This window comes from Streptomyces sp. NPDC005374 (genome assembly GCF_042872225.1).
Lineage (GTDB): Bacteria > Actinomycetota > Actinomycetes > Streptomycetales > Streptomycetaceae > Streptomyces.
Map to the genome: position 1 here is coordinate 1,154,062 of NZ_JBIAKA010000001.1, position 22,220 is coordinate 1,176,281.

Genomic DNA, 22,220 nt, shown 5'->3' on the forward strand with positions numbered 1-22,220 from the left:
GTGTGAGGGCCGGCACGGTGACCGCGCCACCGCCGCACCGGGGGGAGAGTCGGCGGCGGTGGAGCGGGCCGTTCGACATCCACTTTCGGAGCCTCGGAGTTGTTGATCAATGCAGGTCAGAGGGGTAAACAACGCGATCGGCGACCTACCGCCGGGTATGAGACGGCCGGGTTACACGACCCTTACAACAGGGGGTGCGCCGGACCGACGCGAGGCTTCTCGCGACTGATCGGTGCTACCGAGTGGTCCGGTGACGGGGCCCGTCCGTGTTTCCGGGGGAGGGCCGGGACGCATTCCGGCGTGCCGACGGATTTCCCTCGGCCCGCTTTTCCGCTTTCCGGTTCCCGCCCGAACCCGCCCGGTTCCGGTCCGTCGGGTGTTCCGCCCGTTCCCGGGGCCGGGGATCGGGGGAGGACAGGCGTTTCTTGCCGTCGGCGTCCGGCAGCGCGGCCGCCGACGATGTGCGGGCGGGCGCGACGAGGCCGGAACCGGCCTCGATCCCGCTCTCGGGCTCGGTCCCGGCGGACCCGTCGTCCGGGCCCGGGCCGTCGCAGACGCGCAGGTAGGGCACGCCGGGCAGGTAGCGCCGCCACTCGGCGACGGTCAGGGACCGGCCCGCGCGGGCACAGAGCCGGGCGGCGACCTGTGCGGGGCCGACCGGGTAGGCGCGGACGGAGACGTGCGGACCGGCGGCCAGGAGGTAGCCGTCGGGGCCGAAGGCCAGCGAGTCGATCACGTCGCCCGAACCGGCCGGGCTGCCGCCCAGGGGCCGGTTCAGGTCGAGGTCCCACAGGCTCAGGGCTCCCGAGCCGTAGGCGATGGCGAGGGTGGTGCCGTCGGGGCTGAAGGCCAGGGCGGTGACCAGCGCGCAGGCCGCGCAGCCGGTGCCGGCGGAGGGCGCGGGGATCACGGCCCGGGGCACACGGTCCGTTCCGCTGTCCCACAGGGTGACGGTGCCGAAGGCCCCGCCCGTGGCCGTGTGCGCACCGCCTGCGCTGACCGCGATGTCGTAGGTCTGCCGTCCGTCGATGAACACGGGATGCGGGTCGGGTGCGTAGGGCGAAATGGCCATGCGACCGCTGAAGCCGGCGGCCAGGGCCTCCCTGACCGCGGCCTTCGGATCGTTCGACCGCACCCACGGAAGCCCGTGCGCGGTGTCCCACATCTGCACGGCGAGCAGGCCCGCGGGCGTGCGCCAGCCGACCAGCAGGTGCCGGCCGTGCGCGGTGAGGAAGATACCGCGGGCCGTGGAGCCGGCCGGACCCGTCACATCGAACGTGGTGGCCTTCCGGCCGGCCGGAGAGATGTCACGAACCGTGAACCGCACGGTGTGCTCGGACCCGGAGACCGCGGCGGCGCCGTAGGCGATGCTGCGGCTGTCCGGGCTGAAGGCCAGCAGGGGGCGGGAGGCCCCGACGGGGTCGGCGGCCCGGCGGGGAACGGCCAGTTCGGCGACGACGCGGGCGGAACGCGTCTCCTGGAGACGGAGCCGGTAACCGGCCGCGGTCCGTTGCACGGTGGCCAGGAGCCGACCGTCGGGGCTGAGCAGTACGGCGTCCACGGGTCGTTCGCGCCAGGGTGCGGCCAAGGCCGAAGCGAGGTCGAGGGAGTGCACGGTACTGCCCGCCAGATAGCGCAGGATCCGGCCCGCCGGGTCCCAGGCGAGCGCGGTGACGGAGCTGCCGGGCACCGGCTGGCGCAGCACCGGCAGCCGTGGTGCCGCGATCCGCCAGACCGTGACGCCGTTGGGGCCCGACGCGGCCAGGAACGCTCCGTCCGGCGTGAAGGCGAGGTGTCCGGGGGACGGCCCGTCGAGGTCGGCGAGTCGTCGCCCGGTGGCCGTGTCCCAGACATGGACGCCGGTGTCCGTGGCCATGGCGAGCCGTGTGCCGCCCGCGCCGAAGACGACGGTCGCCGAGGAGCAGTCCGCCGCCCGGAGACTTCCCCAGGCACCCGGCCGGGTCACGTCCCGGGCGGTGTCCCACACCTGCGGCGCCCGGTCGGGCCGGCAGACGGCCACCAGCCCGTTGTCCGGCGAGAGGACAGGACGAGCGTCGCCCGCCGCCTCGAAGACCGTCCTGTCGCCGTCGACCGTGCGCAGCCGCACCTTCGGGTCCGGTCCGGACTCCCGTACGACATAGCTGTGTCCGTCGGCCCCGAAGCCGAGGACGCGGCCACTCGTCAGGGGACGAGCGGTGGCGGTGCCCGCCGTCAGGTGCCACAGCCGCCCGCCCTCGGTCAGCAGCAGGGCCCGGTCCGCCGGGTCGGCCTCGGTCACCTGGCCGTCGGGCAGCGCGCCCGATCCGTTGGGGCGGTGCGTGACCACGTCCCAGGAGGACCAGGCGCCGGCGCCCGCCACCAGCAGTGTGCGACCGGAGTCGGTGAGGAAGGCACGGTCCTGGTCACCGAGTACCGGCCCGGTCAGGATGTCGTCCTCGGTTCCGGCGAGCGCGCTGATCAGGGCCGCGCGGCTGACCGGGGAGGGGGCGAGCCGCCAGGCGGCGACGCTGAGCAGGGCGGCGGTACGGGGATCGACCGGCTGGGTCCGGGCGGCGAGGGCGGCGGCTTCCAGGGCCGCGGTGCGGATGCGCTCCAGGTCGGCCGTGTCGCCGCGCTGCCAGGCGATCTGGCCTGCGAGGAGCGCGCCCACCACGACGATCGTGCAGGCGACGGCCAGGCCCCGCATCCGCCGTCGTATCCGGTTCGCCGACCAGCGCTCCATGGCGCCGGCGACCCGGGAGGCGCTGAGGAAGGCCCGCTCCTGCCCGGTGAGGTCATGGTCGCCGGTGCCCCGGTCGAACAGCTGGTCGGCGACAGCGAGAGGGGTTCCCCGGTAGAGGCTGCCGGAATCGTGGTCGCGCTCCTTCCACAGCCGCGCGGCCTCGCTGAGACGCCGGTGCTCGCGCAGCCGTTCCCGGTTCGTCTCGATCCACGACTGGAGCCGCGGCCAGTGTGTGATGAGGGCCTCGTGGGTGAGTTCGACGTTCGCCTCGTCCAGGATGACCAGCCGGGCGCGGGCGAGCCGGTCGAGGACGACGGGCAACTCGGGGTCGGGCCACTCGCGCAGATCGGCCCGGCTGACCGGGCGGCGGGTGTCGGCGCTGCCCTCGCCGGGGGTGATGAGCGCCAGCAACAGTCGCTGTGCGGTGGCGGCCTGTACGGGCGAGAGGCTGCCGTAGACCTCCTCGGCGGCCGCGGCGATCACGCCGTGGATGCCGCCCGCCGCCTCGTACGCGGCCACCGTCAGAACGCCGCTGGTCCGTCTTCGCCAGGTCTCCCGCAGCGCCTGCGAGAGCATCGGCAGCGCGCCGGGCCGGTCCGCGGCCTCCTCGACGATCCGGGCGGTGAGCTCCCGCTCCAGCCGCAGCCCGGCCGCCGTGGCCGGCTTGACCACCGCCTCCTGCAGCTCCGCCCGGGTCATGGGGCTGACGGCCAGGGCGTTGTGCCGCAGCATGTCGGCCAGACCCTCGTGCTGCTCGCACCGCGGGTGGAAGCTGCCGCCCACCGCGATCACCACGCGCAGCCGGCTCGCCGGGTCCCGGGCGGCCAGGAGCAGGTCCACGAACCGCCAGCGGTCGGCCCGGTCCCGGCACAGCGTGAAGATCTCCTCGAACTGGTCCACCACCACGAACCGTTCCGGCCCGTCCGGCGGCGGGTCGAGCAGCCGCTCATGGGTGGCGGCGGGCCGTGCCCCCGGTGTGATCAGCCGGAGCTCCATACCGCAGCCCCGCTCCCGGACCAGGTCATCGAGACGGGGCAGCAGCCCGGCCCGCAGCAGGGAGGACTTCCCACTGCCCGAGGTACCGTGCAGCACCGCGAACCGCCGGTCCAGCACCAGCTTCAGCGCGGCCTCGGCCAACTGGTCCCGGCCGAAGAACAGGTCCCGGTCGCCCGGCTCGAATCTCGCCAGTCCCTGGTAGGGCGAGTCCTGCTCCGACCTGTGCGGCGCCACTTCCTCGACGACGGCCCGCCGACGGCGCTCCCACTCGTCCGGATCCGCTCCACAGGCCTGTGCGTACGCCCGCACGACCGCGGCCGACGCCAGCCGCTCACCGGAGGCGGCCCGCGACAGCGCGGTCACCGACAGACCGGTGCGCTGGGCCATCGTCCGATACGACGGTGATCCACCGTCTCTGCGCAGCGACCGCAACGCGAGCGCGAAGTTCTGCAGGGGACCGGCGTCGGGGTCCACCGGTCGTTCGGGACGGCCCAAGACGCCACCTCACATCAGGGCACACAAGCCCGGCAAGCGCTTTCCTTGCACTTTAAAGTACCGGAGCGCAGTATTCCAGACCGCCCAGAACCCGTAAAAGAAGACCCCCGCCACCGACGACCCGCAAGCCGCCGACGACGCGAAGGGGCCGGGGTGGGGGGTGTCCGCCCGCAGCGGCCGGCGTCCGTCACAGAGCACTGTCGGATCGACAGCACCCGCCGGACCGAGGACGGACACCCCGTGGGGGGCGTCGTCTAGGGCTGCACGTCCCCCCCCCCCCCCCCCTCCCCCCCCCCCCCCCCCCCCCCCCCCCCCCCCCCCCCCCCCCCCCCCCGCCCCCGACCCACCCACCGAACCCGAAGCGCGACACAAGCCCCACCCAACCGCAACGGGCCGCCGCAGGCACAAAGGGGCGCGGGGAACTGCGCAAAAACGCCAGCCCCCACCAACCCGCAACAGGCCGCCGCAGGCGCAGACCTCAGGTCGTCGACCGCCGCCGCCGAGCCCCCGGCCGCCGCTCACTCGGCCGAGTCACCGGATCCCCCGCCTCAACCGCCGCAGCCCGCCGCTTCAGCCCGAAGTCGGCAAGCGCCTCGGCCAGCTTGTGCACGGACGGCTCCGGAGCCATCACATCCACCCGCAGCCCATGCTCCTCCGCGGTCTTGGCCGTGGCAGGCCCGATACACGCGATCACGGTCACGTTGTGCGGCTTCCCGGCGATACCGACCAGGTTCCGCACAGTCGACGACGACGTGAAGAGAACGGCGTCGAACCCGCCCCCCTTGATCGCCTCCCGCGTCTCCGCCGGCGGCGGCGAGGCCCGCACGGTCCGATAGGCGGTGACGTCGTCGACCTCCCACCCGAGCTCGATGAGCCCCGCGACCAGCGTCTCGGTGGCGATGTCGGCACGAGGCAGGAACACCCGGTCGATCGGATCGAAGACAGGATCATAGGGCGGCCAGTCCTCAAGCAGCCCCGCGGCCGACTGCTCCCCCGAAGGCACGAGATCCGGCTTCACACCGAAGGCGACGAGCGCCTTGGCGGTCTGCTCCCCCACCGCCGCGACCTTGATCCCGGCGAAGGCACGGGCGTCGAGCCCGTACTCCTCGAACTTCTCACGCACCGCCTTGACCGCGTTGACGGAGGTGAAGGCGATCCACTCATACCGACCCGTGACGAGCCCCTTGACCGCCCGCTCCATCTGCTGGGGCGTCCGCGGCGGCTCGACGGCGATCGTGGGCACCTCGTACGGCACGGCCCCGTAGGACCGCAGCTGGTCGGAGAGCGACGCCGACTGCTCCTTCGTCCGCGGCACGAGAACCTTCCAGCCGAACAGCGGCTTGTTCTCGAACCACGACAGCTGATCGCGCTGGGCGGCGGCGGACCGCTCACCGACCACGGCTATCACCGGCCGCCCGCCCTCGGGCGAGGGCAGCACCTTGGCCTGCTTCAGCGTCTGGGCGACGGTCCCGAGGGTCGCGGTCCACGTCCGCTGCCGCGTGGTGGTACCGGCGACGGTGACCGTGATCGGCGTATCGGGCTTGCGTCCGGCCGCGACCAGCTCCCCGGCGGCGGCGCCCACGGAGTCCAGGGCCGTCGACACGACCACGGTCCCGTCCGACGCCCCCACCTCCGTCCAGCACCGGTCGGAGGCCGTGCGCGCGTCCACGAACCGCACGTCCGCGCCCTGCGCGTCCCGCAGCGGCACACCGGCGTAGGCGGGTACGCCCACGGCGGCGGCCACACCGGGCACGACCTCGAAGGGCACGCCCGCGCGGACGCAGGCCAGCATCTCCTCGGCGGCGTACGCGTCGAGCCCGGGGTCCCCGGACACCGCACGTACGACCCGCCTGCCGCCCCGCGCGGCCTCCATGACAAGATGTGCGGCATCCCGCACCACGGGGACAGCAGCGGTTGTTGACGAACCGTCAACGACTGTGAGTTGGGGCGCGCCCGTGCCCGGAACCGGAGTCGGCGGATAACCCGTCGGGATCTCCGTGTCCGTGTTCACGACGGCGACGCCCGAGCGAGCGTGGACGCGTACGACGTCGAGCACTTCGTGCCCGGCGACGAGAACGTCCGCGTTCGTGAGCGCCTCGACGGCGCGCAGAGTCAGTAGTCCCGGATCTCCGGGTCCGGCACCCAGGAAGGTGACGTGCCCGTGTTCAGGACCGGCGGGAAGAGTGGTGGGGCTCACTGTGCTCGCTCCCCCATCAGACCGGCCGCGCCCTGGGCAAGCATCTCGGCCGCTAGTTCACGGCCGAGCGCCATTGCTTGGTCGTACGTCTCGGGCACGGGACCGGTGGTGGACAACTGCACCATGCGAGAACCGTCGGTCGTGCCGACGACGCCCCGCAGGCGCATTTCCTTGACAATCTGCCCGTCGGCCAGCAGGTCGGCAAGCGCGCCCACAGGGGCGGAGCAGCCGGCCTCCAGGGCGGCGAGCAGTGACCGTTCGGCGGTCACGGCGACCCGCGTGAACGGGTCGTCGAGCTCGCCGAGCGCTGCGATCAGCTCCGCGTTGTCCGCGGTGCACTCGATCGCGAGTGCTCCCTGGCCGGGAGCGGGCAAAACCGTGTCGACCGACAGAAAGTCGGTCACTTCGTCGATACGGCCGATGCGGTTGAGGCCGGCCGCAGCCAGCACCACCGCATCAAGCTCACCATCGCTCACGAACCGTACCCGGGTGTCGATGTTCCCCCGGATCGCAACCGTCTCGATATCAAGTCCGTGTGCGCGGGCGTACGCGTTCAGCTGGGCCATCCGCCGGGGCGAACCGGTACCGATGCGGGCCCCGCGGGGCAGATCGGTGAACTTCAGGGCGTCCCGGGCGACGATGACATCGCGCGGGTCCTCGCGCTGCGGGATCGCGGCCAGCGCCAGCTCGTCCGGCTGCCCGGTCGGCAGGTCCTTCAGCGAATGGACCGCGAAGTCGATCTCGCCCTTGAGCAGGGCTTCGCGCAGCGCGGTCACGAAGACTCCGGTGCCGCCGATCTGCGCGAGCTGCTCCTTGGACACGTCGCCGTACGTGGTGATCTCGACGAGCTCGACGGGCCGTCCGGTCACCTGGCTCACGGCGTCCGCCACCTGCCCGGACTGGGACATGGCGAGTTTGCTCCGCCTGGTCCCGAGCCGTAGCGCCTTGGTACTCATGCCGACCCTCGGCCTTCCTCATCGGTGGTGCTGTCCTCGGCGCGGGAAACGGCAGCCACCGTCTCGGGGTCGAGGTCGAACAAGGTCCGCAGCGCGTCCGCGTACCCGGCACCGCCGGGCTCGGCCGCGAGCTGCTTGACCCGTACGGTCGGTGCGTGCAGCAGCTTGTCGACCACGCGCCGCACGGTCTGTGTGATCTCGCTGCGCTGCTTGTCGTCGAGCCCGGGCAGCCGCCCGTCGAGCCGGGCGATCTCCCCGGCGACGACATCGGCGGCCATGGTCCGCAGCGCCACGACGGTGGGCGTGATGTGCGCGGCCCGGAGCGCGGCCCCGAAGGCGGCGACCTCGTCGGCGACGATACGACGGACCTCGTCGACGTCGGCCGCCATCGGAGCGTCCGCCGACGCCTCGGCCAGCGACTCGATGTCCACGAGCCGGACCCCGCTCAGCCGGTGCACGGCGGCGTCGATGTCCCGGGGCATGGCGAGGTCGAGCAGGAAGAGCGAGGGGGCCGGCCGCGGGATCTCGGCGACGGGCTCGGGCCTGCGCCGCTCGGGAACCCTCCCGATGACGGCGGCGGTGGCGGCGAGCGCGGCGATGGCGTCGGCTTCCTGAACAGGATCGACGACAGCGACGGATCCCTGCGGCCGGGGCGCGTTGTCCACCCAGGCGGCATGCTGCTCGAGCTCGGAGGCAGCCATCCCGGCAACGGCGGCTTCCCCGAGCAGGGAGAAACCAGGGGTGGCCTGTACGGGGGTCAGGTCAAGGGGACAGTTCTCTTCGACCGCAGAGCCTGCGGGCAGTCGTACCTCCGGGGCGGCACCCGCCCCGAAGCGGGGGGGCACCTCGCCGGCGCCGGGTTGCGCGAGCAACCCCCGCCCAGCGGCAACAGCCTCAGCAGTAAGTACCAGCCCCGTAGCCCCGGTACACGACACCACGACATCGGCACGTGTCAGCTCGTCCGACACCGAATCCATCGGTACCGCACGGGCAACCACGTCCGTAGGGGAGGCACCCTCATTGAGGATCTCCGCCAGCCGCTCAGCCCGATCAGCAGTCCGGTTGGCGATGACGATCTCCGCCACCCCCACCCGCGCCAGCGTCGCCGCAGCGAGCGATGACATCGACCCGGCCCCGATGACCAGCGCCTTCTTACCGAGAGCCCAGTCCTGCACGGTCGTACCGGAAGCCAACTGCTCCAGCCCGAACGTCACCAGCGACTGCCCGGCCCGGTCGATCCCGGTCTCGGAGTGCGCCCGCTTCCCGACCCGCAGCGCCTGCTGGAACAGGTCGTTGAGCAACCGCCCAGCGGTGTGCAACTCCTGCGCCCGGGCCAGCGAGTCCTTGATCTGCCCGAGGACCTGCCCCTCCCCGACGACCATGGAGTCGAGCCCGCAGGCCACGGAGAAGAGGTGGTGGACGGCCCGGTCCTCGTAGTGCACGTAGAGATAGGGAGTGAGCTCGTCCAGACCCACGCCGCTGTGCTGGGCGAGCAATGTCGACAGTTCGGCCACACCCGCGTGGAACTTGTCCACGTCGGCGTACAGCTCGATGCGGTTGCAGGTGGCGAGCACCGCGGCCTCCGCGGCGGGCTCCGCGCCGACGGTGTCCTGGAGCAGCTTCACCTGCGCGTCGGCATGCAGCGCCGCCCGCTCCAGCACGCTGACCGGCGCGCTGCGGTGGCTCAGTCCGACGACGAGGAGACTCATGCCGGCATCACGGCGGGTACGTCCCCGTCGGGCCCTTTGTCGGTGGACTCTTCCCGCGCCGCGGCGGCCGAGGCGGCGTTCTCGGCGGCCTCCTCACCGGCCTTGCGCTGCTCGTGGAAGGCGAGGATCTGAAGCTCGATGGAGAGGTCGACCTTGCGGACATCGACGCCGTCCGGCACGGTCAGCACGGTCGGCGCGAAGTTCAGGATGGAGGTGACCCCGGCGGCCACGAGCCGGTCGCAGACCGGCTGGGCGGCACCGGCGGGGGTGGCGATGACACCGATGGACACTCCGTTGTCCTCGATGATCTTTTCCAGGTCGTCCGAGTGCTGCACCGGAATCCCCGCGACGGGCTTCCCGGCCATGGCCGGATCGGCGTCGATCAGCGCCGCGACCCGGAACCCGCGGGAAGCGAAGCCGCCGTAGTTGGCGAGCGCGGCACCGAGGTTGCCGATCCCGACGATCACGACCGGCCAGTCCTGGGTGAGCCCCAGCTCACGCGAGATCTGGTAGACGAGATACTCGACGTCGTAGCCGACACCGCGTGTTCCGTAAGAACCGAGGTAGGAGAAGTCCTTGCGCAGCTTCGCGGAGTTGACGCCCGCCGCGGCCGCGAGTTCCTCGGAGGAGACCGTGGGTACCGAGCGCTCCGACAGTGCGGTCAGCGCGCGGAGGTACAACGGAAGCCGGGCGACGGTGGCCTCGGGAATCCCTCGGCTACGGGTCGCCGGTCGGTGAGTTCGGCCAGTTGCCACGGTGCTCCTGCGGGTAGAGCGGGGCTGTAGGCGGTCACACGTCCCCGGACCGCCCCGTCGAATGCAGGCTATGTCTTTGTGAACGCGTGCACAAAGATGGTGTCCGATTTGCCCGGCCAACGTGACCGGGGTCACGCGTGTCTCTCCTGGAGGCAAAACCGCACACTTCCCTCAATAATCCCGCCCCCGAGACCCGGTCGCCATCGATCCTAGGCGACCCGCCGGGCTGGTTGGACTATTCGGCAAGAGCCTTGCGCAGCCGCTCCTCGTCCACCCGCCAGAAGGTGTGCTGTTCACCATCGACAAGCACGACCGGGATCTGTTCCCAGTACCGGTCGTGGAGTTGGGGGTCCTCGGCGATGTCCTTCCGCTCCCAGGGAACCCCGAGCTCCGCACACACCTTCTCGATCACCGCCTGTGCGTCATCGCACAGATGGCACCCCTCCTTGCGGATGAGGGTGACGAGCCGGTCCTCGGGGGCTCTGACCTGCTTACGGCGGAAGAGGGACGTCATGCAGGCCATTGTCGCGCGCCGGGCGGCGACCGGGACCGCTTCTTTAACGGCACGGTCGCGGAGAGTTCACACCCTTCAAACCTCACGACTCCGGAACCACCGAACAAACTGGCTATGCTCACGCCATGGCCGCTCTTGGATGGCTCACTCCCCGTAGGCGTTCCGCCACGGCGCGAAGCGTGTTGGCAGGCGAAGCCTCGGCGGAGGCCGCGCGCAAGTCCTCCCAGGAGGTCGAGGAGACCTCCGCCGCGGAGCCGGAGACCCCGTTCCCGGTCCTGGGCGACGACAAGGCGGCAGCCTTCTTCGACCTGGACAACACCGTGATGCAGGGCGCCGCCATCTTCCACTTCGGCCGCGGCCTGTACAAACGCAAGTTCTTCGAGACGCGTGACCTCGCGAAGTTCGCCTGGCAGCAGGCGTGGTTCCGGCTGGCCGGCATCGAGGACCCGGAACACATGCAGGAGGCCCGCGACTCGGCGCTCTCCATCGTGCAGGGTCACCGCGTCGCCGAACTCCAGTCGATCGGCGAGGAGATCTACGACGAGTACATGGCCGAGCGCATCTGGCCGGGCACCCGCGCGCTGGCGCAGGCGCACCTGGACGCGGGCCAGAAGGTGTGGCTGGTCACAGCGGCGCCGGTGGAGATCGCCCAGGTGATCGCGCGGCGACTGGGCCTCACGGGCGCCCTGGGCACGGTGGCGGAGTCGGTGGACGGCGTCTACACGGGCAAGTTGGTCGGCGAGCCGCTGCACGGCCCCGCGAAGGCGGAGGCGGTCCGCGCCCTGGCCGCGGCGGAGGGCCTGGACCTCTCCCGCTGCGCCGCCTACAGCGACAGCCACAACGACATCCCGATGCTCTCCCTGGTCGGCCACCCCTACGCGATCAACCCGGACACCAAACTCCGCAAGCACGCGCGGCAACTGGACTGGCGCCTGCGCGACTACCGCACCGGCAGGAAGGCCGCGAAGGTCGGCATCCCGGCGGCGGCGGGCGTGGGAGCGGTGGCGGGCGGCACGGCGGCGGCGATCGCACTGAGCCGACGCCGCCGCTAGCGGCCCCGACGGACCTCTGACCGACCAATCCAACTGATGTACCCCCATATCCCCCTGTCCAGTCGCGTTGGCTGCACACGGCCACAACACGCCCTGGACAGACACGGAACACGAACCTTTTCGATCAACAATCGGTCACTACCCGGTACTTGATCGGCTCACAATCGGTTACAGAAGCGACGTAATCGATGAATAGAGCAACTGGGCGTAGCAGGGCCTGCACTAAGCGTTATTCTCCTCAGACGCAATCCGGTACCCCTTCCGTCGCTACGACGGGTGAACGGTCCCGTACTGCACGTGATGGAAGCTCTGCCTCTGGGAGTCCCGTGTACCCACACGTCGGGGTTGACGCCTCGGGCCTGGCTACGCTGCGCGCAACGGTCCAAGACCTGCTGCGCGGCTTCGTCCCCACCGCGTACGCCGTGCCCGCCCTCGCCGTCGCCACGGCACCGATCGGCCCGTGCTACGCACTGGCCGAAGGTTCCGCGGCCGTCGGCAGACGAGGGCGCTCTACCGGCGCCGCCACCGCCCGCCGCCCGCCCGCGCACAGCGACAGCGCCCGCATGATGGACCTGGTCGAACGCGCCCAGGCCGGCGAGGCCGACGCCTTCGGCCGCCTGTACGACCAGTACAGCGACACCGTGTACCGGTACATCTATTACCGGGTGGGAGGCAAAGCAACCGCTGAGGACCTGACGAGCGAGACGTTCCTGCGCGCGCTCAGAAGGATCGGCACCTTCACCTGGCAGGGCCGCGACTTCGGCGCCTGGCTGGTCACCATCGCGCGCAACCTCGTCGCCGACCACTTCAAGTCGAGCCGCTTCCGGCTGGAGGTCACGACCGGCGAGATGCTCGACGCCAACGAGGTCGAGCGCTCCCCGGAGGACTCCGTCCTGGAGTCCCTCTCCAACGCCGCGCTGCTCGACGCCGTCAAGCGGCTGAATCCCCAGCAGCAGGAGTGCGTCACCCTCCGCTTCCTCCAGGGCCTGTCGGTCGCCGAGACCGCCCGGGTGATGGGCAAGAACGAGGGTGCGATCAAGACCCTTCAGTACCGGGCCGTCCGCACCCTGGCCCGGCTCCTCCCGGAAGACGCCCGTTGAGAGCGCACGCCTGGTAACCATCAACTCGCTCTCGGTGAAAGTCCGTTGACTCCCCGATCCGATCATCCTCAGTCCGTAACCCAAGTGCCGCGCCGCTCGTTGTGCCGGATGCAGGCTCCCTGTGGTCACTCCCTGGCCGATCTCGATCACTCGATCGTGTGCTTGTGGTCAGGGTGTGCAACCCTCAGGACCCCCTGGGGAGTCGACCGTCATGACGAGAGGAGGTGCCGCCAGTGATCGCGAACGTATCGGCGCACCGGCGGGCGAACGCCTTCGCCCAGGTCCTGGAGGAGCAGTCCGACCGGGAACCGGCGGCCGAGCAGTCCGAAGGACAAGCACCGGCCGCCGCTGAACACCCCGAGCCGGACCGTCTGTTGGTCCTCGCGGAGTGTCTCGGCGAGCTGCCCAGGCCCGAGCTGGACCCCGCGGTCAAGGTCGTCCAGCGCGCCCAGCTGGTGGCCGCGATGGAGGCCATGCTCCTGGAGGGCGGAGCGGCGGGCATCTCGGTGCCCGAACAGCGTTCCCATCGGGCGGCCAAGGGCACGCACCGGACCAGTCCGCTCGGCAAACTCCGACCGCGTTCCCGGCTCGCCAAGGGCCTGGCCGCGGGCGGCCTGAGCGTCGGAGTCGCCGCCGGAGCCTTCGGCGGAGTCGCCGCGGCCAGCTCGGACGCCCTGCCCGGGGACTCCTTGTACGGCCTCAAGCGCGGCATCGAGGACTTCAAGCTCAACCACCTGTCCGACGGGGACGACGAGCGCGGAGTCGCCTACCTCGACCAGGCCTCCACCCGGCTGAGCGAGGCCCGCCGACTGATGGAGCGCGGCCGGGGCGGTCACCTCGACCACGAGTCCCTGGGCGAGATCCGCCGCGCCCTGTCCGGCATGCGGCACGACGCCTCCGAGGGCCACCGCCTGTTGCACGAGGCGTACGAGCGCGACCCCAACTCCCTGGGCCCCATCCAGGCCCTCGACAGTTTCTCGCGCTCGCACCGCGAGGCCTGGGGCGCGCTCCGCGACCGGCTGCCCGTACAACTCGGTGACGTCGGCGACCAGGTGTCCGAGGTCTTCGAAGCCATAGACGAAGAGGTCGCCCCGCTCCAGTCCCTGCTCCCCCAGCCCCCCGCCCGGAGCGGCGACAAGGGAGGCGGGCGGCAGGGCGGCTCCGGCTCGGCGTCGTCGGACACCTCGACGGGTTCCGGACGGTCGACGGCCCCGGGCACCGGCGCATCGTCCGGCGGCGGGACCACCGACAGCGGCGGCCCCAGCAAGTCGGCCGGTTCCGGCAGCACGGACGACGGCCTGCTCGGCGGCAACACCGGCGGCCTCCTGGACCCGCCGAAGGACACCGGCAGCACGGCCCCGTCCTCCCCCGCCCCGTCGGCCGACCCGGACGTCACCCTCCCGCCCCTCCTCCCGGGCCTCCTGCCCGGCCTGGGCATCCACGGCGAGGACGCGAACTAGCCTTTCCGGTACGACGGTGGGGGTGCCCTTCTTGAGAAGGGCACCCCCACCGTCGTACAACAGCCCAGCTCAGAATCAGAAGAAGACGGACCGCCGCTGCACCAGCAGCTTGTACAGCGTGTGCTGGATCTGTTCCCTCACCTGGTCCGTCAGGTTGAACATCAGCATCGGATCCTCGGCAGCCTCCGGTGGATAGCCGTCCGTGAGAATCGGCTCACCGAACTGGATCGTCCACTTCGTCGGAAGCGGGACAGCACCCAGCGGACCCAGCCACGGGAAGGTCGGCGTCAGCGGGAAGTACGGGAAACCCAGCAAGCGAGCCAGCGTCTTCGCGTTGCCGATCATCGGGTAGATCTCCTCCGCGCCGACGATCGAGCACGGAATGATCGGCGTGCGTTGACGCAGGGCCGTGGAGACGAAGCCGCCCCGGCCGAAGCGCTGGAGCTTGTAGCGCTCGCTGAACGGCTTGCCGATGCCCTTGAAGCCCTCCGGCATCACGCCGACCAGTTCACCGCGCCCCAGCAGCCGTTCGGCGTCCTCGGCACAGGCGAGGGTGTGGCCGGCCTTGCGAGCGAGTTCGTTGACCACCGGCAGCATGAACACCAGGTCCGCCGCCAACAGCCGTAGATGCCGGTTCGCGGGGTGGTGGTCGTGGACGGCGACCTGCATCATCAGGCCGTCCAGCGGCAGCGTCCCGGAGTGGTTGGCGACGATCAGCGCGCCGCCCTCCGCCGGAATGTTCTCGACGCCCTTCACCTCGACCCGGAAGTACTTCTCGTACACCGGCCGCAGCAGCGACATCAGGACCTGGTCGGTGAGTTCCTCGTCGTAGCCGAAGTCGTCGACCTCGTAGTCCCCGGTGAGCCGGCGGCGCAGGAAGGCCAGGCCTCCGGCGATCCGTCGCTCCAGGCCGCCCTCGTCGTTCGCCTGCTGCGGCGGCTGTTCCTCACGCGTCACAGGAACATCATCCTGCGCGGAAGCCCTGCTGGGCAGGGGCTGGACCTCACGGACCAGCGCGGGCTCGGGGCCCTTGCGCCGGCTCCCCGCGCTCCGGCGCCGCGACGGCCGCTGTACGGCGCCCGCGCGGGACCGGTCGTCGTCGAACGGAATGACCTTGGCGTCCGCCATCGTTGATCCGCTCCTCAGTTGGCGCTCGGCGTCGGGGGGTGGCCGCTGCCCGCCAGGGCCGGCAGCGTGGCGATCCGGTCGACGGCCCCCGCGAGGGCCCCCGGCGGCAGCAGCCCGGGTCCATGGCTGCGGGCGAAGTCCGCGAAGGTCTCCGCCGTCGTGTACTTCGGCCGGAATCCGAGCGTCTCGCGCATCTGGACCGTCGACACGACCCGCCCATGGGTGAGCAGCCGGATCTGCTCGGGCGAGAAGTCCGTCACCCCCAGCGTACGAACGAGCGACCCGGCCCAGGTGACGGCCGGCAGCAGCAGGGGCACCGTGGGCCGCCCGAGCCGCCGGGAACACTGCGAGAGCAACAGGACCCCGTCGCCCGCGATGTTGAAGGTGCCGCTGTTCAGCGTGCCCCGCTCCGGCTCGTGCGAGGCGATCCGCAGGACCTCGATCACATCGTCCTCGTGCACGAACTGCAGCCGGGGGTCGTACCCGAACACGGTCGGCAGCACGGGCAGCGCGAAGTAGGAGGCGAGCGGGGTGTCCGCCGTCGGCCCCAGGATGTTCGCGAAGCGCAGCACACACACCGCGACGTCCGGCCTGCGCCGCGCGAAGCCCCGCACATACCCCTCGACCTCGACCGCGTCCTTCGCGAAGCCGCCGGAGGGCAGGGACTTGGGCGGCGTGGTCTCCGTGAACACGGCGGGATCACGCGGCGCCGAGCCGTACACGTTCGTACTGGACTTCACCACGAGCCGCTTGACGTTCGGCGACTTCTGGCAGGCACCGAGCAGCTGCATGGTGCCGATGACGTTGGTCTCCTTGACCGTGGTCCGGCTCCCACTGCCGAGCGCCATCGCCGTCACCTCGAGGTGTACGACGGTGTCGGCACCCGTCTCCGCGAGGACCCGCGCGATGCCGGGCTGGCGGATGTCCGCCTGGATGAAGTCGGCGCCGCCCAGATGATGCTCCGGCGGGACCGCGTCCACGGCGATCACCCGGTCCACTTGCGGGTCACGCTGGATCCGTCGTACGAACCGGCCCCCCAACTGTCGGGCCACCCCGGTCACGAGCACGACCTTTCCCAAGATCAGCGCCTTCCTTCCAGCCGTAGTCCAGCCCTGCCACTACCCCGGTCCTGTGCCGCGTTCCCCGTGTGCCGCCAACTTAGCGGGTCGATGTTGCGCTGTGATGACCGCCCACTGCACGAGGTGACGGCATCCGGCCCACCGGAACGCCCCGGACACGCGTGTGGCCCCCCACCGGTTTTGGGTGGGGGGCCACACACACGCTGCTTACGCGACGTCGCCTACTTCTTGTTGCGACGCTGAACGCGCGTGCGCTTGAGCAGCTTGCGGTGCTTCTTCTTAGCCATCCGCTTGCGCCGCTTCTTGATAACAGAGCCCACGACTACCCTCGCTCACTTCTCATCACTCGGCGTTGGGCGCCATGGGCCCATACGACCTACAAGGGGCCAGCCTACCCGCCCGAGCGCTGAGGTCGTAATCGAGGTGAACCGGGGAGATCAGGCAGGGGTCCGCGAGTGCCCTGAGGCCCCCTCAGGACCTCCCCGGGTTCATGCCGTCAGGCTGTCTCCACCCCCACGTAACTCTCGCGAAGGTACTCGTGAACCGCGTTCTCGGGGACGCGGAAGGACCGCCCCACCCTGATCGCGGGCAGATGACCGCTGTGCACCAGCCGGTACACGGTCATCTTCGACACTCGCATCACCGAGGCGACTTCCGCCACGGTAAGGAACTGAACCTCACTCAGAGGCCTCTGCTCAGCAGCCATGACACACCTGAACCTTCCGCACTCGACGGTCACCGGCTTCCCCTTCCGGTGACTCTTCGTCGTTGCGTGCTCACTCCCCAATGTAGGGGCGGGTGATGCAAGTGGGGAAGAGGTGCACCCATCGGCGGCCTACTGTGACAGACACGCTCGATTGAGTACGTAGCGGGTCAGCGGCCGGTAGTAATCAGACCGCACAGCGTCATCAACCGGAACGACTACGGACACAGCCCCCTCCGCCTCCCCCACGAAGAGCGCGGGGTCGTCCGTATCCGCCAGCCCAATGGACTCAAACCCCAGCTGACCTGCTCCGCAGACCCATCCGTGATCCCCGATCACGAGCTCGGGAAGCGGCCCGCCGCTCTCCGCGGCGGCCGCCAGGGCGGTACGAACCGGGAGCGGTGAATGCGTGTGTGCGCCGGGCTCACCACCGGAGCGCTTCGCGTCCGGTTCCCGCACGAGCGCGACTCCTCGTACGTAGTGAAGGTTGTACGTGCGTAGACCGAACCGGGTCGTTATGTCGACACGGTGGCCATGCGCAGGGGTGAGGACGGTACATCCCGCCGCCGAGAGCGCGTCCGCGACGTCGGCGTAGAACCCGAGCAGCCGGTGCGGATGCCCGGTGCCGAGGAGCACGGTCCCGCTGCGCTGGGCAACTGCCGCGAGCCGCTCCGCGAAGGCGTCGAGCGCCACGAGGGTCCGGTCAGGGTCGATCACATCATGCCCGGAAACACATCTCGGATCGGCGGAAACCCCGCACTTGTCGGCCATCAACCCGATCAGATCCCGCTGTCCCCACGACCACTCGGGATCAAGCCCGATCAACACCCTCGGATCCCGAGCCGCGAACAACCGATAGCTCCGCAGACTCTCCTCCCGGGAGGTCGCCACGGACCCGGCCAGACGAGCGGCCAGCAGATGGGCGCGCAGCGCACCGGTGCTCAACACGTGAGTGATGGTGACGGACAACACCCGCCAGCAGCACAGAAACAACCAAACACCGCACAGTTGGCGTAACGAGACCCCAGGGCCGCGGAAACTCCAGCCACACCCAAAAGACCTCGCCCCACCCACCCAGGGGCGCGGGGAACTGCGCAACCAGCCGCCACAACGAAGAACGCCAGCCCCACCCACCCAGGGGCGCGGGGAACTGCGCGACCAGCCACCACGAGCCCGCACCCGCCCGACAACATGCCGCGCCACATCCGACGGCGCCGAGCGACAGGCCAACGCAGGCCTACGCCAACAACCCCCGCATCGGAAACACCGCCCGCCGAGTCGCCAGCACAGCCTGATCCAACCGATCCGCAGGGTCGTACCCCGCCTCCCACGAGGCGAACGACACCGGCCACCGCCCATCAGTCATCCGCGCCGGCGCCAACTGCCGCGTCCGGGCGAACACTTCCTGCCGCCACCCCTCGGGAATCATCGCCTCGGGCTCGATGGCCCGCCCCGCGGCGATCGCCACCAGATGCGTCCACGACCGCGGCACGACATCCACCACCGCGTACCCCCCACCCCCGAGCGCGATCCACTTCCCCCCGGCGTACTCGTGCGCCAACTCATGACAGGCGACCTGCACCGCCCGCTGCGCGTCCAACGACACCGCGAGATGGGCCAGCGGATCCTCGAAGTGCGTGTCCGCCCCGTGCTGCGTCACCAGCACATCCGGCCGGAAGTCCGCGATCAGCTCCGGCACCACGGCATGGAACGCCCGCAACCACCCCGCGTCCCCGGTCCCCGCCGGCAGAGCCACGTTCACAGCGCTGCCCTCTGCCGAGTCAGCTCCCGTCTCCTCCGGCCACCCGGTCTGCGGGAACAGTGTCCGCGGATGCTCGTGCAGGGAGATCGTCAGAACCCGGGGATCCTCCCAGAACGCCGCCTGCACCCCGTCCCCGTGATGCACGTCGACATCCACATAGGCGACCCGCGAGGCCCCCAGCTCCAGCAACCGCGCGATGGCGAGCGAGGCGTCGTTGTAGATACAGAACCCGGACGCGCCCCCCGGCATCGCATGATGCAGCCCGCCCGCGAAGTTCACCGCGTGCAGCACATCCCCGCGCCACACGGCCTCCGCGGCCCCCACCGACTGCCCCGCGATCAGCGCGGACACCTCGTGCATCCGCTCGAAGGCCGGATCGTCCATCGTCCCCAGCCCGTACGACGGGTCCGCCGCCCCCGGGTCCACGGAGGCCGCCTTCACGGCCTCGACGTAGTCCTCCCGGTGCACGAGCCGCAACGTCGACTCCCCGGCCGCCTTCGCGGCCACGACCTCCATGTCCCGGTCCAGCCCGAAGGCGTCCACCAGGCGCCGGGTCAGGTCGAGCCGGACCGGATCCATCGGATGGTCCGGACCGAAGTCATAACCCGTTACTGCCTCATCCCACATCAGCTGTGCGCGGCCGCTCATGCCCGCCACCGTATCGGTCCGGTTGAGCGGCGAACGACTTGGCGTACACCAGCGTCACCAGCACCAACACCATCGGCACGAGCATGGCCCCGCGATAGCTCCACGCGTCCCCCAAGGCCCCCACCAACGGCGAACCGACCAGAAACCCCACGTAGTTGAAGACGTTGAGCCGAGCGACCGCCGCATCCGAGGCCCCCGGGAACAACCGCCCGGCCGCCGCGAAGGTCTGCGGCACCAGCACGCACAGCCCCATCCCCAGCAGCGTGAACCCGAGCATCCCCACCCACGGCCCCGGCGCCACGGCCACCACCGCGAACCCCACGGCCGCCACCAGCGCCCCGATCCGCACCACCACCGCCGCCCCGAGCCGCCGTACCCCGAAGTCACCGACGGTCCGTCCCAGCAGGGTCGTCACCATATAGACGTTGTACGGCACGGTCGCCAGCTGCTCCGAACTCCCCAGCACGTCCTGGAGGTACTTCGCACTCCAGTTGGAGACCGTGGAGTCCCCGATATACGCGAAGGTCATCACCAGACACAGCGGCAGCAGCAGCTTGAACACGAGAGGCTGCCCGCCACCCTCTCCGGTCTCCTGCACGGCACCGAGGTCCCCGTCGACGTACCACCGGCTCCCCAGCAGACACAGCGGCAACAGCACCGCCGCGACCGGCAGATACGACACGAACAGCGCGAGGTGCCAGTGCGCCCCCACCCAGGCCAGCGAGGCTCCCACGATCCCGCCGAGGCTGAACACCGCGTGGAAGCTCAGCATGATGCTGCGCCCGTAGGCCCGCTGGAGGCTCACCCCGAGCATGTTCATGGAGGCGTCGAGCATGCCGACGGCGAGCCCGAAGGCGGCGAGGGCGACACCCAGCTCGACCGTCGAGTCCCCCGCCCCCACCCCGAGCAGTGCCAGGAGCACGACGGGCTGGGCGAACCGAAGCAGCCGGCTGGGCCGGATCCGCTTCACCAGGTGCTCGGTCGAGACGCTCCCGACCCCGGCGAGGATCGGCACGGCGGCCAGGAAGGCGGGCAGGAGCGCGTCGGAAACCCCGTAGCGGTCCTGGATGGCGGGGATACGCGTCACCAGCAGAGCAAAGGCGACGCCTTGCGCGAAGAAGCTGAACGCCAGCGAGGCCCTACCGCGCCGCAGCACATCTGTCATGGCGGCGAGCGTAGGGCCCCAACGTACTCGTGGGTAGATCCAGCCAAAGATGAATTTCACTCAGCTTTACCGGGCAAGGCCGATCTCGGACCTCACAAGTCCTCCGGCCTTCGTCTCCGCGATCAGCATCCCCGCCATCGGCCCGGCCGCCAGCGCCCCGCTGACCAGGAAACCCAGCGCCATCGCGGTGACCATGATGACGGACCCGAGCCAGACCATCGTGTCCACCGGCAGCGTGTACGCCCCCACGACCCGCACCACGCACTCCGCCAGCAGTACGACACCCCAGACCACGGAGAACAGCCGCTCGGCCCGCCGGAAACCCGCCGACCCGCTCTGCAGCCGCGCCCAGGCCGCCTCCCGCTCCGCGATCCCCTTCACCAGCCACGGCTTCATCCCCGCGGTCATCATCGGCCTCCCCATCGCGACGGAGACGAGGATGCCGATCCCGATCACACTGCTGACCCCGCTGTCCTTGGCGAGCATCAGCCGAGGGTCACCGGCGACGAAGCTGAGCAGCAGCCCCACGACGTTGACGACGAGAATGAGGGCGGCGAGACCGTTGACCGTCCGCTCCTTCACCACACTCCAGCCGGTCCGCACGGCCGGCACGACACTGCTGAGACCGAGCGCCATCAGCGTGCTCGTCCCGAGCCCGTCCTTGAGCAGGTAGTACGCCCCGATCGGCACCGCCACGTCCACGACCAGGGGAGCCAGGTTCGCACGCTTCGAGTTCGTCTTCGTCGTCATGCCCTCAGCTTCTCGCCCGGGGCGGGGGCGCCGGTAGAAACGATCGTCCGGCCCTCGGCATGACAAATGTCAGACGAGCAGGTCAGCCAACTCCCCCATCTCGGAGAAGAGTTGAGTGGCCCCGTTGAGCTTGCCGGCGGGCGTCATGGCGGTGAACCCGTACACGTCCATCCCGGCCGCGACAGCCGCCTGGACCCCCAGCGGACTGTCCTCGACCACCACACACCGCCCGGGCTCCACGCCCATCCGCTCAGCGGCATAAAGGAACAGATCCGGTGCGGGCTTTCCCCGCCCCACATCCTGCGAACTGAAGATCCACTCCTCCTCGAACCACGGGTCCAGCCCGGTCGCCCGATGCCCCACCCGGATCCGCTCATGACTCCCGGAGGACGCGACACAGTACGGCACCCCGTCCGCCGTCAGCTTCTCCAGTACGCCCCTCACGCCGGCCACCGGCTGCAACTCCCGCTCGAACGCGGCGAACACCCGCGCGTGGAAGGCCTCGTCGAAGTCCTCCGGCAACCGCTGCCCGGTCCGCTCCAGGACAAGGTCATGGATCCGGTGCATGGCTGAGCCCATGTAGTCCCGGATGGAGTCCTCGTAGGAGGTCGGGTGCCCGAGCTCCGTCAGATAGGCGGCGAGATGCCGATTGGAAATCGGCTCGCTGTCGACGAGGACGCCGTCGTTGTCGAAGATGACGAGGTCATAGCGCATGGTATTGAGCCTAAACGCAGAAAACCCCCGCGCCGAATGGCACGGGGGTTTTCTCAAAAATTGTTCGGCGGTGTCCTACTCTCCCACAGGGTCCCCCCTGCAGTACCATCGGCGCTGTAAGGCTTAGCTTCCGGGTTCGGAATGTAACCGGGCGTTTCCCTCACGCTATGACCACCGAAACACTATGAAGTTACGACCGGAAACATGACACAGTCGTTGCCTCAGAACTAACACAGTGGACGCGAGCAAATATGGACAAGCCCTCGGCCTATTAGTACCGGTCACCTCCAGCGGTTACCCGCCTTCCAGATCCGG

Annotated in this window: 18 protein-coding genes and 1 rRNA gene; 3 read left to right on the forward strand and 16 right to left on the reverse strand. The window is 70.3% G+C overall.

The annotated features are described in order from the left end of the window. Positions 1-235: 235 nt before the first annotated feature. The 6 genes from ACFYRX_RS05380 to ACFYRX_RS05405 form a co-directional block, all read right to left on the reverse strand. Positions 236-4,213 (reverse strand): helix-turn-helix domain-containing protein, encoded by a 3,978-nt coding sequence (locus ACFYRX_RS05380; RefSeq protein WP_389096816.1) that lies wholly within the window; start codon positions 4,211-4,213, stop codon positions 236-238. A gap of 478 nt (positions 4,214-4,691) precedes the next feature. Further along, positions 4,692-6,410 carry a uroporphyrinogen-III synthase gene (locus ACFYRX_RS05385; RefSeq protein ID WP_389096818.1) on the reverse strand — a complete coding sequence of 573 codons (1,719 nt, stop codon included), beginning with the start codon at positions 6,408-6,410 and terminating at the stop codon, positions 4,692-4,694. Beyond that, the gene (gene hemC, locus ACFYRX_RS05390; RefSeq protein WP_389096820.1) at positions 6,407-7,366 is read right to left on the reverse strand and encodes a hydroxymethylbilane synthase; all 960 of its coding nucleotides are present in this window, start codon (positions 7,364-7,366) and stop codon (positions 6,407-6,409) included. The genes ACFYRX_RS05385 and hemC overlap by 4 nt, the downstream gene beginning before the upstream one ends. Continuing rightward, on the reverse strand, positions 7,363-9,075 hold the full coding sequence (locus ACFYRX_RS05395) for a glutamyl-tRNA reductase (RefSeq protein WP_389096822.1): 1,713 nt from the start codon (positions 9,073-9,075) through the stop codon (positions 7,363-7,365). The genes hemC and ACFYRX_RS05395 overlap by 4 nt, the downstream gene beginning before the upstream one ends. Then, a complete protein-coding gene (locus ACFYRX_RS05400; protein ID WP_389096824.1) occupies positions 9,072-9,830 on the reverse strand; it encodes a redox-sensing transcriptional repressor Rex in 759 nt (252 codons plus the stop codon). Before ACFYRX_RS05400 ends, ACFYRX_RS05395 begins: the two co-directional genes overlap by 4 nt. A 235-nt stretch (positions 9,831-10,065) precedes the next feature. After that, entirely contained in the window at positions 10,066-10,344 is a 279-nt protein-coding gene (locus tag ACFYRX_RS05405) for a glutaredoxin family protein (protein WP_389096826.1), read from the reverse strand. Between the two features lie 125 nt (positions 10,345-10,469). On the opposite strand from ACFYRX_RS05405, the gene ACFYRX_RS05410 reads away from it, so the two are divergent. The 3 genes from ACFYRX_RS05410 (at position 10,470) to ACFYRX_RS05420 (ending at position 13,956) form a co-directional block, all read left to right on the forward strand. Beyond that, positions 10,470-11,396: an HAD family hydrolase gene (locus ACFYRX_RS05410; protein WP_389096828.1), complete on the forward strand. Its 927-nt coding sequence runs from the start codon at positions 10,470-10,472 to the stop codon at positions 11,394-11,396. A 326-nt stretch (positions 11,397-11,722) separates the two neighbouring features. Then, positions 11,723-12,496: an ECF subfamily RNA polymerase sigma factor, BldN family gene (locus tag ACFYRX_RS05415; protein ID WP_389096830.1), complete on the forward strand. Its 774-nt coding sequence runs from the start codon at positions 11,723-11,725 to the stop codon at positions 12,494-12,496. A 233-nt stretch (positions 12,497-12,729) separates the two neighbouring features. After that, the gene (locus tag ACFYRX_RS05420) at positions 12,730-13,956 is read left to right on the forward strand and encodes a DUF5667 domain-containing protein (RefSeq protein WP_389096832.1); all 1,227 of its coding nucleotides are present in this window, start codon (positions 12,730-12,732) and stop codon (positions 13,954-13,956) included. Positions 13,957-14,031: 75 nt separating this feature from the next. Here ACFYRX_RS05420 and ACFYRX_RS05425 read toward each other — a convergent pair whose 3' ends face one another. The 10 genes from ACFYRX_RS05425 to rrf all read right to left on the reverse strand — a co-directional run bounded on the left by ACFYRX_RS05425 (position 14,032) and on the right by rrf (position 22,084). Beyond that, the gene (locus ACFYRX_RS05425) at positions 14,032-15,084 is read right to left on the reverse strand and encodes a lysophospholipid acyltransferase family protein (protein ID WP_389096834.1); all 1,053 of its coding nucleotides are present in this window, start codon (positions 15,082-15,084) and stop codon (positions 14,032-14,034) included. A gap of 14 nt (positions 15,085-15,098) precedes the next feature. Beyond that, a complete protein-coding gene (locus ACFYRX_RS05430) occupies positions 15,099-16,163 on the reverse strand; it encodes an NAD-dependent epimerase/dehydratase family protein (protein ID WP_389096836.1) in 1,065 nt (354 codons plus the stop codon). A gap of 221 nt (positions 16,164-16,384) precedes the next feature. Beyond that, complete coding sequence (locus tag ACFYRX_RS05435; RefSeq protein WP_003948845.1) at positions 16,385-16,483, reverse strand: 30S ribosomal protein bS22; 99 nt, start codon at positions 16,481-16,483, stop codon at positions 16,385-16,387. 176 nt (positions 16,484-16,659) lie between these two features. Then, positions 16,660-16,869, reverse strand: coding sequence for a helix-turn-helix domain-containing protein (locus ACFYRX_RS05440; RefSeq protein WP_016437488.1), 210 nt, complete (start codon positions 16,867-16,869; stop codon positions 16,660-16,662). Positions 16,870-16,998: 129 nt separating this feature from the next. Continuing rightward, entirely contained in the window at positions 16,999-17,814 is an 816-nt protein-coding gene (locus ACFYRX_RS05445) for a phosphatase (RefSeq protein WP_389096838.1), read from the reverse strand. A 289-nt stretch (positions 17,815-18,103) separates the two neighbouring features. Further along, on the reverse strand, positions 18,104-19,276 hold the full coding sequence (locus tag ACFYRX_RS05450) for an acetoin utilization protein AcuC (RefSeq protein ID WP_389096840.1): 1,173 nt from the start codon (positions 19,274-19,276) through the stop codon (positions 18,104-18,106). Further along, positions 19,245-20,441 carry an MFS transporter gene (locus ACFYRX_RS05455; protein ID WP_389096842.1) on the reverse strand — a complete coding sequence of 399 codons (1,197 nt, stop codon included), beginning with the start codon at positions 20,439-20,441 and terminating at the stop codon, positions 19,245-19,247. The genes ACFYRX_RS05450 and ACFYRX_RS05455 overlap by 32 nt, the downstream gene beginning before the upstream one ends. Before the next feature lie 66 nt (positions 20,442-20,507). Next, the gene (locus ACFYRX_RS05460) at positions 20,508-21,191 is read right to left on the reverse strand and encodes a VC0807 family protein (protein WP_389096844.1); all 684 of its coding nucleotides are present in this window, start codon (positions 21,189-21,191) and stop codon (positions 20,508-20,510) included. A gap of 69 nt (positions 21,192-21,260) precedes the next feature. Next, the gene (locus ACFYRX_RS05465; protein WP_389096846.1) at positions 21,261-21,905 is read right to left on the reverse strand and encodes an HAD family hydrolase; all 645 of its coding nucleotides are present in this window, start codon (positions 21,903-21,905) and stop codon (positions 21,261-21,263) included. Between the two features lie 62 nt (positions 21,906-21,967). Next, positions 21,968-22,084, reverse strand: a 5S ribosomal RNA gene (rrf, locus tag ACFYRX_RS05470). Positions 22,085-22,220 lie beyond the last annotated feature (136 nt).